Origin of the sequence: Ectopseudomonas oleovorans (genome assembly GCF_003052605.1) — a bacterium.
Taxonomy (GTDB): domain Bacteria; phylum Pseudomonadota; class Gammaproteobacteria; order Pseudomonadales; family Pseudomonadaceae; genus Aquipseudomonas; species Aquipseudomonas oleovorans_A.
Map to the genome: position 1 here is coordinate 1 of NZ_QASO01000018.1, position 14,752 is coordinate 14,752.

At 64.2% G+C, this 14,752-nt stretch carries 12 protein-coding genes; 2 read left to right on the plus strand and 10 right to left on the minus strand.

The window, feature by feature from the left end; genetic code table 11:
* The 6 genes from DBO86_RS26420 to DBO86_RS03020 form a co-directional block, all read right to left on the minus strand.
* A partial coding sequence (locus DBO86_RS26420; RefSeq protein WP_244185501.1) for a hypothetical protein occupies positions 1-95 on the minus strand: 95 nt, incomplete at its 3' end.
* A 269-nt stretch (positions 96-364) separates the two neighbouring features.
* Positions 365-1,972 carry a malate:quinone oxidoreductase gene (locus DBO86_RS03000; protein ID WP_108232943.1) on the minus strand — a complete coding sequence of 536 codons (1,608 nt, stop codon included), beginning with the start codon at positions 1,970-1,972 and terminating at the stop codon, positions 365-367.
* Positions 1,973-2,269: 297 nt separating this feature from the next.
* Positions 2,270-2,959 carry an LrgB family protein gene (locus tag DBO86_RS03005; RefSeq protein WP_108232944.1) on the minus strand — a complete coding sequence of 230 codons (690 nt, stop codon included), beginning with the start codon at positions 2,957-2,959 and terminating at the stop codon, positions 2,270-2,272.
* Positions 2,956-3,309, minus strand: a complete 354-nt coding sequence (locus DBO86_RS03010; protein WP_017674822.1) for a CidA/LrgA family protein — start codon at positions 3,307-3,309, stop codon at positions 2,956-2,958. The genes DBO86_RS03005 and DBO86_RS03010 overlap by 4 nt, the downstream gene beginning before the upstream one ends.
* Positions 3,306-3,824, minus strand: coding sequence for a DUF934 domain-containing protein (locus tag DBO86_RS03015; RefSeq protein ID WP_108232945.1), 519 nt, complete (start codon positions 3,822-3,824; stop codon positions 3,306-3,308). Before DBO86_RS03015 ends, DBO86_RS03010 begins: the two co-directional genes overlap by 4 nt.
* The gene (locus DBO86_RS03020; RefSeq protein WP_108232946.1) at positions 3,821-5,488 is read right to left on the minus strand and encodes a nitrite/sulfite reductase; all 1,668 of its coding nucleotides are present in this window, start codon (positions 5,486-5,488) and stop codon (positions 3,821-3,823) included. The genes DBO86_RS03015 and DBO86_RS03020 overlap by 4 nt, the downstream gene beginning before the upstream one ends.
* A 342-nt stretch (positions 5,489-5,830) precedes the next feature.
* Between DBO86_RS03020 and ccoG the strand changes: the two genes are divergently transcribed.
* Complete coding sequence (ccoG, locus tag DBO86_RS03025) at positions 5,831-7,243, plus strand: cytochrome c oxidase accessory protein CcoG (RefSeq protein WP_108232947.1); 1,413 nt, start codon at positions 5,831-5,833, stop codon at positions 7,241-7,243.
* Between the two features lie 555 nt (positions 7,244-7,798).
* On the opposite strand, the gene DBO86_RS03030 is transcribed toward ccoG, so the two are convergent.
* The 4 genes from DBO86_RS03030 to DBO86_RS03045 all read right to left on the minus strand — a co-directional run bounded on the left by DBO86_RS03030 (position 7,799) and on the right by DBO86_RS03045 (position 12,542).
* Positions 7,799-8,335, minus strand: a complete 537-nt coding sequence (locus DBO86_RS03030; RefSeq protein WP_244185502.1) for a S1 family serine peptidase — start codon at positions 8,333-8,335, stop codon at positions 7,799-7,801.
* Positions 8,277-8,504 carry a hypothetical protein gene (locus DBO86_RS26425; protein WP_244185503.1) on the minus strand — a complete coding sequence of 76 codons (228 nt, stop codon included), beginning with the start codon at positions 8,502-8,504 and terminating at the stop codon, positions 8,277-8,279. The genes DBO86_RS03030 and DBO86_RS26425 overlap by 59 nt, the downstream gene beginning before the upstream one ends.
* Positions 8,505-8,701: 197 nt before the next feature.
* Positions 8,702-11,185: a glycerol-3-phosphate 1-O-acyltransferase PlsB gene (gene plsB / locus DBO86_RS03035; protein ID WP_108232948.1), complete on the minus strand. Its 2,484-nt coding sequence runs from the start codon at positions 11,183-11,185 to the stop codon at positions 8,702-8,704.
* A 514-nt stretch (positions 11,186-11,699) separates the two neighbouring features.
* Positions 11,700-12,542 carry an EamA family transporter gene (locus tag DBO86_RS03045; RefSeq protein ID WP_108232950.1) on the minus strand — a complete coding sequence of 281 codons (843 nt, stop codon included), beginning with the start codon at positions 12,540-12,542 and terminating at the stop codon, positions 11,700-11,702.
* A gap of 289 nt (positions 12,543-12,831) precedes the next feature.
* On the opposite strand from DBO86_RS03045, the gene DBO86_RS03050 reads away from it, so the two are divergent.
* Positions 12,832-14,709 carry a sensor domain-containing diguanylate cyclase gene (locus DBO86_RS03050; protein ID WP_108232951.1) on the plus strand — a complete coding sequence of 626 codons (1,878 nt, stop codon included), beginning with the start codon at positions 12,832-12,834 and terminating at the stop codon, positions 14,707-14,709.
* Positions 14,710-14,752: the final 43 nt, after the last annotated feature.

The following is a 14,752-nucleotide window of genomic DNA, read 5'->3' on the forward strand; positions in this document are numbered from 1 at the left end:
AGTTGCTTGCGGCATTTGACCTGCTCATGGCTGTCGACACCATGAACTTGAAAAACCTGCTTTGCCAAATCCACGCCTATGCGTTTAAGTTTCATGCGGGCTCCCCCTCCGGGATTGTTTGTTTCGTAACCTACAGTCTGGCGCAATGACGCCGTAGGAGGGAGGAGTCCATCTCATTGGGCTACGAAACGTGGATGCCGGGGTCGGACCAGAACATCGCGGCTGAAGCCGCTCCTACAGGTATTCACCCGTCCCGTAGGAGCCCGCTTGCGGGCGATAGCCAGTAGCCGGATGTAATCCGGGCCCAAGAAAAAACCCGCCGTGCGCATCACGCAGGGCGGGTTTCTTTACAGCGGTTAAAGCCTTACAGAGTCACAGCAGCCGGCTCGGGCTCGGCGGCCATTTCCACGTCCGGCGCCACTTCGATGTGCTGCAGCTCGAGACGCTCGCTGCTCCACTGGCGGATGCGGTTGGTCAGTGCCAGGTCGTCATTCAGCTTCTGCCCGTAGGACGGGATGATCTCCTTCAGGCGCTCCTGCCACTCAGGGGTGGCGACCTTGTCGGCGAAGGCCTTCTCGATCAGTTGCAGCATGATCGGTGCAGCGGTGGAAGCACCCGGCGAGGCGCCCAGCAGTGCGCTGATGCTGCCGTCGGCCGAGGTCACCACTTCGGTGCCGAACTGCAGCACGCCGCCCTTCTCGGCATCCTTCTTGATGATCTGCACGCGCTGGCCAGCATTGATCAGCTCCCAGTCGGCGTCCTGCGCCTCCGGGAAGTACTCGCGCAGCGAGGCCATGCGGTCTTCCTGGCTGAGCATCAGCTGACCCATCAGGTAGGTGCTCAGCGACCAGTTGTCCATGCCGGCGTTGACCATCGGCATGAAGTTGTCAGTGGTCATGCTGCTGAACATGTCGAGCAGCGAGCCGTTCTTCAGGTATTTGGTGGAGAAGGTGGCGAACGGGCCGAACAGCAGCACGTTCTCGCCGTCGATCACGCGAGTGTCCAGGTGCGGCACGGACATGGGCGGCGAGCCGACCGAAGCCTTGCCGTAGACCTTGGCCAGGTGCTGGGCAACCACGTCCTGATTACGCGTCATCAGGAACTGGCCGCCGACCGGGAAGCCGGCGTAGCCCTTGGCTTCTTCGATACCGGATTTCTGCAGCAGCTTGAGCGCGCCACCACCGGCGCCGATGAAGACGAAGCGCGCGTTGATGCTCTGCTCGGCGCCGCCCTTGGCCAGGTCGGCGACGATCACGCGCCAGGTGCCGTCATCGTTGCGCTTGAGGTCACGAACTTCGTGCTCCAGGTGCAGGCTGGCCTGCTCCTTGCCAATCAGCGAGTCGATCAGCTGACGGGTGATCTCGCCGAAGTTGACGTCGGTGCCGATGGCCATACGGGTGGCGGCGACCTTCTGCTGCGGATCGCGACCTTGCATGACCAGCGGTACCCACTGGGCGATCTGCGCGTGATCTTCGGTGAACTCCATGCCACGGAACAGGTTGCTGTGCTGCAGGGCGGCGTGGCGCTTGCGCAGGTACTCGACGTTGTCGTCGCCCCAGACGAAGCTCATGTGCGGGGTGATGTTGATGAAGCTCTTGGGCTTGCTCAGCACCTCGCGCTCGACCTGGGTGGCCCAGAACTGCTTGGAGATCTCGAACGACTCGTTGATCGCGATCGCCTTGCTGATATCGATGCCACCGTCGGCGGTTTCCGGGGTGTAGTTCAGCTCGCAAAAGGCCGAGTGGCCGGTGCCGGCATTGTTCCAGCCGTTGGAGCTTTCGGCGGCTACCTGGTCGAGGCGCTCGTAGATTTCGATGCTCCAGTCCGGCTGCAGCTCGTGGAGGTAGGTGCCGAGGGTAGCGCTCATCACGCCAGCGCCGATCAGCAGCACGTCGACGGTTTTCTCGGGCTCGCGGGGCTTGGAGCAACCGATCACGCTGAGACAAAGCAGCGTCAGCAGGATTTTCTTCATGGGGCAGTCCAGTTCATCGCACGACGACAACAGCCGTGCAGGCAAGGTTTCGGGCAGCGGCCGTTTGGGCCGCACATGGGCGATAGCCGCAGATCTGCGGCGCGGCGGGAGGAAGGGTGTTTCCAGGCCTCTTGGCGGGCGTATTCCGATCGCGCCGCATGCTGGAGCAATATGCGTGCCGCTGAAAGGATTCAGCAGACTCTGTGCGGCTTTCTGCCACACAGCCGGCACGGGGCTGGCGGGAACTCGCCAGATCCACGGGAGGAGCCCCCTGGAAATGGCGGAATCCCGCCCGAATCAGGCCAGCAGCAGTGGCAACAGCAAGGCGGTGCCGATGCCCAGCAGGCTCATCGCCAGGGCGGCGAAGGCGCCGCACTCCTCACTCTCCTGCAAGGCGTGCGCGGTACCGATGGCATGGGCATTGATGCCGTAGCTCAGGCCACGGGCCGCGGGGTGATCGACGCCAGCCCAGCGCAGCAGCAGCGGCCCCATGGCCGTACCGATCACCCCGGTGAGCATGACCATCACCGCAGCCAGGGAAGCGACGCCGCCGATCTGCTCGGCCACCGGCATGGCAATCGGCATGGTCACGAATTTCGGTGCCAGGCTCATCACCACGCTCCAGTCGGCGCCCAGCGCCCAGCCGATGGCCAGGGTCAGCGCCACCGACAGCACGCCGCCGGCCGTGAGGGTGATCAGCACCGGCCAGAACAACTGACGGATGCGCTTGATGTTGTGCTGCAGCGGCACCGCCAGGGCTACGGTGGCCGGCCCCAGCAGCCAGGCAACAGGCTCGGCGCCGGCGCGGTAGGTGGCGTAATCCACGCCGCACAGCAGCAAGGTGGCGACGATCAGCGTCACCGATACCAGCACCGGCTGCAGCAGCAGCAGCAGCCAGCCGCTGCGGCGATAGAGCCAGGCGGCGATCAGAAAAGCGGCCAGGGTCAGGGCGATGGCGAACAGCGGATGATGAGTCAGCAGCGTCATCCCTTGCGCTCCTGACGGCGGATCAGCGTCTGCAAGAGCCAGCCGCAGAACGGCACGGTGACCAGCAGCGACAGCACCAGCGCCGTGGCGATCACCGGTAGTTCACCAAGCAGCAGATCGCTGCTGGTCATGATCCCCGAGGCCGGCACGGCCAGTAGCAGCGGCAGGTAAGGCAGCAAACCACCGGCAGCCTGCTGCAGCGGCTCGGGCACGGCGCCGCGCCACATCAGCCAGACCGAGAGCAGCAGCAGGCCAATGATCGAGGCTGGCAGCATCGGCAACAGCCAGTGATTGAGCGCCACGCCGAACAACTGCAGCAATACCAGCCAGAACAGGCCACGCACCATCATGATCTCGACTCCTCCTTATGGCGCCCCCGACGAAACAGCGGAAGCGGCTCGATAACCGAGCGACCATACAACACACTGAGCCCTTGCAGGCCCTTGAGTGCATCTTCCAGCGATTTGTCGGCGCGCACGGCGAAGGCATCGAAGCCGCACTGGCGCATGTGCGCCAACTGGTCGCGCAGCACATCACCCACCGCGCGCAACTCACCGCGCCAGCCCAGGCGGGTACGTAGCAGGTAGGCCTGGCTGTAGCCACGGCCATCGCGAAAACTGGGGAAATCGATGGCGATCAACGGCAGACTGGTGAGAAACGGCTGCAGCGCCTCTGGATCGTCATCCACCTGCAGCAGCAGGCCATCGGCGCTCATCGTCCTACCCTCCAGCACCTCCACAGACTGCCGCTCACGCCAGGCCGCAAGCGGCAGGATCAACGGCGCGTCAGCCTCCAGATCGAGCTCCCAGGGATCGTTGTCGACGATGCAGGCCTGGCCCTCGACCAGGCGAATCAGGTTGTTCATACCACCTCCTCGCGGCTGTAAACGCTCGCCTTGAATGGCTCCAGGCCGATGCGCTGGAAGGTGTCGAGAAAGCCTTCGTTCACCTGCCGCTGATCGACGTAGGTGCGTACGATACGCTCGATCACTTCGGGCACCTGCTCGGCAGCGAACGACGGGCCGATCACCTTGCCCAGCGCAGCCTGCTGGCCCTGGCTACCACCGAGGGTGAGTTGGTACCACTCGCTGCCGTTCTTGTCGACGCCGAGGATGCCGATGTTGCCGATATGGTGATGGCCGCAGGCGTTCATACAGCCGGAGATGTTCAGGCTCAGCTCGCCCAGATCATGCAGATAGTCGAGGTCGTCGAAACGCTGCTGGATGGCCTGGGCAATGGGGATCGACTTGGCGTTGGCCAACGAGCAGAAATCACCACCGGGGCAGGCGATGATGTCGGTGAGCAAACCGGCGTTGGCCGTGCCCAACCCCGCCGCTTCGGCCTCCCGCCATAGCGCGTAGAGGTCGGCCTTGCGTACATCGGGCAGCACCAGGTTCTGTTCGTGGGCGACACGAATCTCGCCGAAGCCGTAGCGCTCGCTCCAGTCCGCCAGCATCTCCATCTGCTCGGCGGTGACGTCGCCGGGCGGTGCACTGATGCCCGGCTTGGTCGACAGCACCACGCTCAGGTAGCCAGGCACCTGATGCGCCATGACGTTGCGCGAGACCCAGCGGGCGAAGGCCTCGTCGCGCGCCAGGTGGGTGCCGAAGTCGAGGTCGAGGGCGTCCTGCGGCACGTAGGCCGGTTTGTGGAAGGAGGCGGCGACGCGCTGGTACTCGTCCTCGGTCAGTTGCGCCGGGCCATCCTTGATCGGCTGCCACTCGCGCTCCACCTCATTAGCGAAGGCCTCGATGCCGAGGGCCTTGACCAGAATCTTGATCCGCGCCTTGTACTTGTTGTCGCGCCGGCCATGGCGGTTGTACACGCGCAGGATGGCCTCGACGTAGGACAGGCAGTCCTGCCAGTGCAGACCCTCGCGCAGGGTCTGGGCGATGATCGGCGTACGCCCAAGGCCGCCGCCGACCAGCACACGCAGGCGCAACTCGCCTGCTTCGTCACGGTACAGCTGCAGGCCGATGTCATGCACCTGAACGGCTGCGCGGTCCTGCTCCGCCGCGCACAGGGCGATCTTGAACTTACGCGGCAAGAAGAGAAATTCCGGGTTGACCGTCGACCACTGACGGAGGATCTCGGCCAGCGGGCGTGGGTCGAGGTACTCGTCGGCAGCGACGCCGGCGAAAGCCTCGGTAGTGACGTTGCGTACGCAGTTGCCGGAAGTCTGGATGGCATGCATGTCGTGATCGGCCAGCCAGTCGAGGATGTCCGGCACACGCTCGAGCTCGACCCAGTTGAACTGGATGTTCTGCCGCGTGGTGAAGTGGCCGTAACCACGATCGTACTCGCGGGCGATATGCGCCAGCGCACGCATCTGCTTGGCCGAGAGGGTGCCGTAGGGAATGGCTACGCGCAGCATGTAGGCATGCTTTTGCAGGTACAGGCCGTTCTGCAGGCGCAGCGGCAGAAACTCCTCCTCGCTCAGTTCATCGGCCAGGCGCCGCTGTACCTGGTCGCGGAACTGGGCGACGCGCTCGCGCACCAGCGCGCGGTCATAATCATCGTATTGGTACATACAGGCAGGCCTCCTGATCACGGGGTGTCAACTATGCCTGCCGGGCGTGTACCGAGAACAGCGCCAGAAAAGCCTTAAAAAACCAGATCAGATGGGTACGACAGTGACCTGCACAGGGCACCGATTGGCGCGGCGCGATGTCGCAGGGCGGTATCTGCACCGCTCGACCTTAAGGCTCCTGGCCTCAGCAATGGCGAGGCCTGGCGGCCTGCGTGGCACTTTTCCCTGCGCTCGACGCAATCATCTGATCCGCTTTTTTATCAAAAACCTGAGTCTGTTTTGTAAACAGCCCCACTCGGATCATGGCGCCAGCCTGAATAAACGCCTGATGAGGGCAACGACATGACCGAGCTGATCCCCGTGCGGGCCGTCGAGAGCATCGACCCCGCCAAACCCACTCGCCTGACGCCGGCCCAGGCCGGCGGCCCGATCCATACGCGCAGTTTCACCGGGCGCTTTCGCAACCTGCGACTGCTCGGTGCAGGCCTGCTGTTCCTGTTGTTCTTCGGTACCGCCTGGATCGACTGGAATGGCCGCCAGGCGGTGCTCTGGGACTTGGATAACCGCCAGTTCCATATCTTCGGCGCGACCTTCTGGCCACAGGATTTCATTCTGCTCTCGGCGATCCTGATCATCGCCGCCTTCGGCCTGTTCTTCATCACCGTGCTGGCCGGCCGGGTGTGGTGCGGCTACGCCTGCCCACAGAGCGTGTGGACCTGGATCTTCATGCGTGTCGAGCAGATCACCGAGGGCGACCGCGGCCAGCGCATCAAGCTCGACGCCGCGCCCTGGTCGCTGCAGAAGCTGGCCCGGCGCAGCGCCAAGCACGGCCTGTGGCTGGTGGTGAGCCTGGTCACGGCACTGGCCTTCGTCGGCTACTTCACCCCAGTGCGTCAGTTGACCAGCGACCTGCTGACCCTGGAGATGGGCGCGACCACCGCGTTCTGGGTGCTGTCGTTCACCGCTGCCACCTACATCAACGCCGGCTGGCTGCGTGAAAAGGTGTGCCGCGACATGTGCCCCTACTCGCGCTTTCAGAGTGTGATGTTCGACAGCGATACGCTGGTCATCTCCTACGACGCCGCCCGTGGCGAAAACCGTGGCCCGCGCCGCAAGGACGCCGACTACAAGGCCGAAGGTCTGGGCGACTGCATCGACTGCACCATGTGCGTACAGGTCTGCCCCACCGGCATCGACATTCGCGATGGTCTGCAACTGGAATGCATCGGCTGCGGCGCCTGCATCGATGCCTGCGACAGCGTGATGGACAAGCTCGGCTATGCCCGCGGCCTGGTGCGCTACAGCTCCGAGAATGAGCTGGCCGGCGGCAAGACCCACTGGCTGCGCCCGCGCCTGATCGGCTATGCGGCGATGCTGGCGGTGATGATCGGCGCCTTCGTCTGGGCCCTGGCCGAGCGCCCGCTGATCTCCCTGGACGTGACCCGTGACCGTGGCCTGTTCCGCGAGAATGCCCTGGGCCAGATCGAGAACATCTACAGCCTGAAGATCATCAACAAGACCCAGCAAGCGCGCAGCTACGCCATCGCCCTGGTCGACGCCAGCGACTTCGAACTGCACGGCCCGCGCACACTGAACCTGGCCCCGGGCGAGATTCGCGATCTGCCGGTAAGCGTCGCGCTGACGGCCACGCACAACGCTGCCGGGCCGCAGACCCTGCGTTTCGAGGTACGCGACCAGGCCGATTCGCAGAGCCATGTGAGCACCAAGAGCACCTTCCTCGCGCCGCTGCGCTAGCGCTTCGCCCCGAGGCGGGGCTCCTACAGATATCCGTGTAGGAGCCGCGCCCCGCGGCGAATGGGCCACCAGAATCGTAGCCCAATGAAATCCGGGGGCAGTTCGCGCACCTGACAACGCTGTCGCGGCTAAAGCCCCTCCCACAAGCCCACGTGGAACTGTGGGAGGGGCTGTAGTTCGAGCACATGGCCAGGCTTATCGCGGCTGAAGCGCAATGCCGCCCAGCCGCTCCTACGGGACAGGTGAATACCTGTAGGAGCGGCTTTAGCCGCGATGTTCTGGTACGCCCCGGCATCCACGTTTCGTAGCTCGGATGAAATCCGGGGCCGTTCGAGCGCCAGAAAAAGCTGTCGCGGCTAAAGCCCCTCCCACCGGCACGATGGGTTCTGTGGGAGGGGCTTTAGCCGCGACTGGACATTGAGTGGTTCCCCGGATTTCATCCGGGCTACTCATTGATTATCGCCCGCAAGCGGGCTCCTACGGGGCGTGGTTTGTTCTGTAGGAGCCGGCTTGCCGGCGAGCCTGGCAATCATCCCAGGCGATGACGCCGGGCTATCACTCCGTCAGCGTCATCAGAATATCGGCATACCAGGTGCAGTTCAGACCGAGGGCCTCGTCCTGATCCTCGTCTCGATTGCCCAACAGGCGCGTGGAATGGATGCCGAGCAGATGCCAGGGCAGTTCACCCTCGACGCTGGCGCGTTTGACCACCGGCGCGCCACTGAGGCCGCGATGGGTGCGCCCGTCGGTGAGAAAGTAGCCGAGCCCGTGGAAGCGCAAACCGAAGGACGACGCCAGCCCGGCATAGCGTGCCACCGGCATGCGGTGCAGGGTGTCCTGAAAACCCAGTGGGAAGCCCATCACCAGCAGCGTCGAGCCGATTTCAACATGCTCGTCGGCTTGCAGCAGGTGCAGCGGGGTGAAGGCCTGGTAAGCGCCGTTGTCGGGCAGGGCAGCCTGATCCAGCTCGATCACCGCCACGTCGATCTCGCCCGCGCCATCCATACCTTGCCGCCACAGGTGCTGGTCGCCGTCATACAGCGGGATGGAAAAGCTGACGGTGCTGGCCAGGTTGTCTGCGTCGGTATGCAACTCGATCTGCAGGCTGATGGCCGCTCGGCTCGTCGAGCATCACGTGACGGCTGGTGACGAGGAACAGCCGTTGATCCCGGCGGAAGAAGAAACCACTGGCATTGGTCAGTACCTGCCCAGTCGCCAGCGTGGTGATGCGTGCAGCACTCAACATCAGGGAATCGATCATGCCAGGGCCTCCTGCCGGTGTGTGACTTATCGACTGACTACCAAAGCCGTGACAGGTTCGTCTGGTTGCATCGAGCCTGCGCCGCGGTGGATGTAACACGCGACATCCATCCGAGGCAGTGGCGGGGACGGTAGGGTGCGCTGTGCGCACCGGTGACTACGGTGATTCGAAGGTGCGCACAGCGCACCCTAAACACATCACGGCGCGGCCGGCTGGTCCTCGTTGCGATCCAGCGCCACCTGGCGAATCGACAGGCGAATCTCGGCCGGCAGCACGCGCTTGGCGGCGCCTTCGGCCAGTTCGCTAAGCAGCGGATGATGGCTGAGCTTGCCGGCCTCGTCCTGGCGCAGCACGCCCTGATCCAGCAGGCTCTGGATGAAGTGGCGGAACAGGCTCTTGTCGAAGAACTCCGGCGCATTCAGGCCATGCAGGATCGACAGGCGCTGGGCCATGACCGTGCACAGGTCTTCCAGATCCTCGGCGCTGATCGCGTTCTGCCCGGCGTTGAGCAGCAGGGCGATGGCCATGTAGAAGCGCTGCAGGGTCTGCGCCACCGAGCGTGACAGCAACGTCAGCAGCACGAACTGGCGCGAGCTCGGCGCCGGGCGCAGGTACACGTCGCCCTCGACCTTGAGCAGGCCCTGTTCGACGAAGGCCGTCAGCCATTGGTCGATCACGCCTTCCAGCTCGCTCTGCTCCCAGCGGATGAACAGCTCGGACTGCAGATAGGGATACAGCGCACCGGCGTAGCGCAGGATCTGCTCGCGGCTGATCCGCGCGCTGCTCTGGAAGAAGCTGGCCAGCAGCGCCGGCAAGGCGAAGATGTGCAGCACGTTGTTGCGGTAGTAGGTCATCAGGACGGCGTTCTGCTCGTCCAGATAGAGAATCTTGCCCAGCGCATCCTTCTGCTCGGCCAGCAGGTCCATGCCCTTGACGTGCTCGATCAGCGCCGCGCCGTCGCCGTCCGGCAAGGTAGTGTGCGGCGAGTAGGGCACCGCGCGCAGCAGGGCCAGGTACAGGTCGAGCACCCGCGCCAGGGCGCGGTCATCCAGGGCCAGCTTGCTGGTGGACAGCAGCGCCAGGGCCACCAGGTTGACCGGGTTGATTGAGGCCGCCTCGTTGAGGTGGCGCGCCACCCGCTCGCCGAGGCGGTTGGTGGTGTCGTTGAGCCAGGCCGGGCGGTACTGCGGGGCCAACTCCTGCTCACGCCAGCCGGGCTGCTGCTGGTCAAGGAATTCCGCCAGTTTGATCGGCTCGCCGAAGTTCACCGAGACCTGGCCGAAGCGCTGCTTGAGCGCGCCGAGCACCTTGAACAGGTCGAAGATCGATTCCTTCTTCTTGCTCGCGCCGCGCAGCTCGCCCAGGTAGGTGCGGCCCTCCAGCACCCGCTCGTAGCCGATGTACACCGGAACGAAGACGATGGGCAGGCGGTTGCTGCGCAGGAAGCTGCGCAGAGTGATGGCCAGCATGCCGGTCTTCGGCCGCAGCATGCGCCCGGTACGCGAGCGCCCGCCCTCGACGAAGTATTCGACCGGGAAGCCCTTACTGAACAGGGTGTGCAGGTATTCGTTGAACACCGCCGTATACAGCGGGTTGCCCTTGAAGGTGCGGCGCATGAAGAAGGCGCCGCCACGGCGCAGCAGGCCGCCAATCAGCGGCATGTTGAGGTTGATGCCGGCGGCGATATGCGGCGGCGTCAGGCCGTTGGTGAACAGCAGATAGGACAGCAGCAGGTAGTCGATATGGCTGCGGTGGCAGGGCACGTAGATCACCTCGTGACCCTGGGCGATATCGCGCACGCCTTCGATGTTGTGCACCTTGATGCCGTCGTAGATCTTGTTCCAGAACCAGCTCAAGACCAGTTCGAGGAAGCGGATCACCGTGTAGGTGTAGTCCGAGGCGATCTCGTTGCCGTAGCGCAGCGCCTGGGCTTCGGCCTTCTCCAGGCTGATCTTCTCGCGCTCGGCTTCCTCGGCAATCGCCTGGCGCACCAGCGGGGCGTGCACCAGGCCCTTGACCAGGTTGCGCCGGTGCGACACGTCCGGGCCGATCACCGCCGCCTTCTGGTTGCGGAAATGCACGCGCAGGATGCGATGGACCATGCGCAGGGTGCGCTCCTGGCCCTTGTCCTGCTCGACCAGCTCGCGCAGGTGAATCGGCGTGGAGAACTGCACGCGGGTCTTGCGCCCGAGAATCAGGATGCTCACCAGCCGGCGCAGGCGTCCGGTCACCGCCCAGCTGTCGGCGAACAGCAGTTTCCAGGGGCTGGTCTCGCGATCCGGCGACTGGCCCCAGAACACGCTGACCGGCACGATCTGCGCATCGTCCACCGCGTGGCGGGAGAGGACGGCGATCACCCGATCCAGGGTCGGCGAGATGCCGCGCTTGTCCTGGCGGCCGAACCAGTCCGGCTCCGGCGTCAGGTAGAAGAAGGCCGCCGGCTCGACATGTTCCCCCACCGCCACCGGCAGCACCGGGCGCGGCAGGCCGGCCTTGGTGCACTCGCGGTCGACCACCGCCAGGTCGCTCACCGACGGCTGCTGCAGCACGTAGAACACCGGCTTGCTGCGGTCTAGCTTGAGGGTGAAGGCGGACTGGTTGATGGTTTCCGAGCGTACCCAGAGGTACAGCAGGCGGCGCAGCGCGCTAAAGGCCATGCGGCGGAAGGGGGAGCGGGTCATACGGACTCTTGAACAGTTAAACGAGCGGATGCTCGGGAAGGGCGCTAGTGTGCCGCAAGCCGCATATGGCGGGCAAAAAACTTCCGGGAGAAGTTTTTGACGTCGCTCCGCGACGGCCCTTGAGGTGGCCGCCATGGATGGCAGGACACAAAAACTCTCGCGTCCAGGCGGTCAGCCCGGCCAGCATGCAGGCAGCGTATGACGAAAAAACGGTCGATGACTCAGCACCCGTTGATCAACAGAACCGTAAAGCGGGTCTCGGGTTCCCGATCAGAATGCCGAGTCAGACTGACCCGATGGTGCGGATCGCCTCCTGACCTGCTGGTTGCGTTGGTGTACCGGGTAGGAGCGAGCTCTGCTCGCGAAGCTTTTGTGCTTGAGGATTCGCGAGCAGAGCTCGCTCCTACAGATGTCCTTGTACGGTGGGCGGGCGGCGATCCGCTTCAGCGTTGTAGGGTGGGCTTCAGCCCACCAAGTTGTGATTTCGCAATCCACTTGCTGCAACGCGAACCCCTCACGCCAACTTCATCACCACCACACCGGCCGCGATCACCGCGCACGCCACGAGGCGAATCGGTCGCAACCTCTCCTTGAGCAACACCACCCCCAGCAGCACGGCAAACACCACGCTGGTCTCGCGCAGGGCCGAAACCAATGCCACCGGCGCCTGGGTCATGGCCCAGATAACGATGGTGTAGGCTGCCATCGACATCGCCCCGCCAGCCAGCCCGCCACGCCAGTGCGGGCCCAGCTGCAGGAAGGCGCGCGGCCCACGGCTGATGGCCAATACCACCGCCATCACCACGCCGTTGACGGTGAACAGCCACAGCGAATAACTCAGCGCATCGCCATTGCTACGCGCGCCCATGGCATCGCTGAGGGTGTAGCCGGCGATGAACAGCGCCGTCATCAACGCACAGCCCAGCATCGCCCCTTGCGGCGCCTTGTGCTGCCCGCCGCGCAGCGCCATCAGCCAGATGCCCAGCACCAACACCAGCAAACCCAGCAACTGCAGGGCACCGAGCCCGTCATGCAATAACAGCAGTGACAGCAAGGCGACCATCAGCGGCGAGCTGCCCCGCGCAATCGGATAGACCTGGCCCAGGTCGCCGTACTGGTAGGCGCGGGCGAGAAAGAAGTTGTAGCCGATATGCAGCAACGCCGACAGCGCGATCCACGGCCAGGCCGAGGCTTGCGGCAGCGCCACCAGCGGCAGGGCGCAGAGCGCCACCAGGCCAGCACCGATCTGGATCAGCGTGGCGGTGAGGAAGCGATCCAGACCAATCTTGAGCAGAGCGTTCCAGCCGGCATGCAGGGCAGCGGCGGCGATGACGGCGAGAAAGACCGTGGTTTCCAAGGCGGGCCTCGAAGACAGGCGGTTATCGAAGAAATTGAGCAGGAGCCGTGCGGATGCCGCTCGACTCGACGTGACGTGGCTGAGGCGCCGTGTCGGTCGTCAGTCTGGCGCAAGCTCGATTTTCGGCCAAAACCCGTTACCGCATGATGGCAGCACAGTGGCGCAACAATGCCTATGATTCAACGCAAGGCGATGGATCACGCTCTGCGACGCTGAACCAAAGGGCAACAGACCCTGGCCCCGACAGCTAGAAAACAGCCCGCCCGTGAAAGGCTTGGAGAACAAGGCGATGACCCCGCCCAGCACGCCGATTGACGCGCATGACGCCGTCGCTCGACACCCTCGAATCGCAACACCCTTGAACCTGCTTATCGTTCTGGCGAGTGTATTCGTTGCCGTTGTCTGGCTGATCACCCTGCAACGCATCGCCTTCGAACGTGAGCAGGCGCTGACTGCGGAAATGAAAGCCAACTCCAGTCTGGCCATCGCTTTCGAGCAGCAGGTGTTCCGCGCGCTGAAGGCGGCCGAGCAGGTGGCGGCTTTCGTGCGCGAGCAGTACCGCCGGCAGGGTAAGGCCATCGACCTGCGCCGCTGGGTCGAGGAGGGCATAATCCGCGAGGAGATGTTCACCATCGTCAGCGTGGTGGACGAGCAGGGCGATATCGTCAGCAGTAGCCAGGACACTGGCCCGGTCAACTACGCCGACCGCGAGTTCTTCACGGCGCAGCGCGATGCCCGTATCGATCACCTGTTCATCAATCAGCCGGTACTCGGGCGGGTTTCCGGGCGTTGGCTGATCCCCATGTCGCTGCGTATCGAGCGCGATGACGGCAGCTTCGCCGGCGTCGTGGTGATGGCCGTGCGTCCAGAGGACGTCACGCGTTTCTTCCAGCAGGTCGATCTGGGCCCGCAGGGGCTGTTGGAGCTTGCCGGCCTCGACGGCGTGATACGTGCGCGCAAGATCGGCGCACGTAGCGAATTTGGCCTGGGTGCCGAGTCGCTGGCCTGGTTCCAGCGGCAAAAGCTGCACGGCGCCGATGATTTCCACGACAGTGGCGAGGGGCTCGATGGCGTCGCCCGTATCGTCAGCTACCGCACCATGACCGGTTATCCACTGATGATTACCGTGGCCACCGCCTATGACGAGGAGATGGGCACGACCTTGCAGCGGCGCTCCACCTACCTGATGGCCGCAGTCGGCGTCACCCTGGTGGTCATGCTGTTCGTTGGCCTGCTGGCGCTGATGCTGGTTCGCCAACGTGCGGCCACCGATGCCCTGCAAGGCAGCGAAGCGCTGTTTCGCGCCACCTTTCACCAGGCGGCCATGGGTATCGCCCACATCAGCCCCGAGGGTCGGATACTGCGGGTCAACGAGAAATTCGCGCGCATGCTGGGGCGCCCGCCCGAGGCGCTGCAAGGCGCCAACATTTTCGACCTGAGCGACGCCGAAGTAGCTGCCGCCGCCCGCAGCTTTCTGAGTGAGCAACTGGTCAGCGAGGCTCGTGCGCTTTCCCCGGAAATCGAGAAAACCTATCGGCGTGAGGATGGCTCGCTGATCTGGGTATGCGAGGCCTCGAGCGTCGTCCGCAACCGCCATGGTCACCCGGAGTTCCTGGTGCTGGTCACGCAGGACATCACCGAGCGCAAGCACCTGGAAGCGCGCCTATGTCATGACGCCGAGCATGACGCCCTCACCGGGTTGGCCAACCGCGTCAGGTTCCACCAGCGACTCGACCAGGCGCTGGAGTCCGTGCGCGACCAGCAGCTGTGCGCCGTGCTCTATATCGACCTGGATGGATTCAAGGAAATCAACGACCGCCACGGTCATACGGCCGGCGATAGCCTGCTGCAGATGGCCGCCAGGCGGCTGGAAGGTTGTGTGCGCAGCACCGACACGGTCGCACGCTTCGGCGGTGATGAGTTCGGCATCGTCCTCGGCAATCTGCACGGCAGTCAGGAGTGCGAGACCGTGGCGCTCAAGGTTCTGGATGTGCTGGCCAAGCCGTTCGATCTGGACGGCTGCATGGTGCGGATATCGGCGAGCGTGGGCGCCGCTCTGTTTCCGCTGCACGCTGAAGGCGGCCAGGACCTGCTGAAACGTGCGGACCAGGCCATGTACGCGGCCAAGCACGCGGGCAAGAACCGCTTTCACAGGGCTGAAGGATAGGGCTGATGATGGCCTGAACGGCCATCGCCGGATCTTCGCCTGA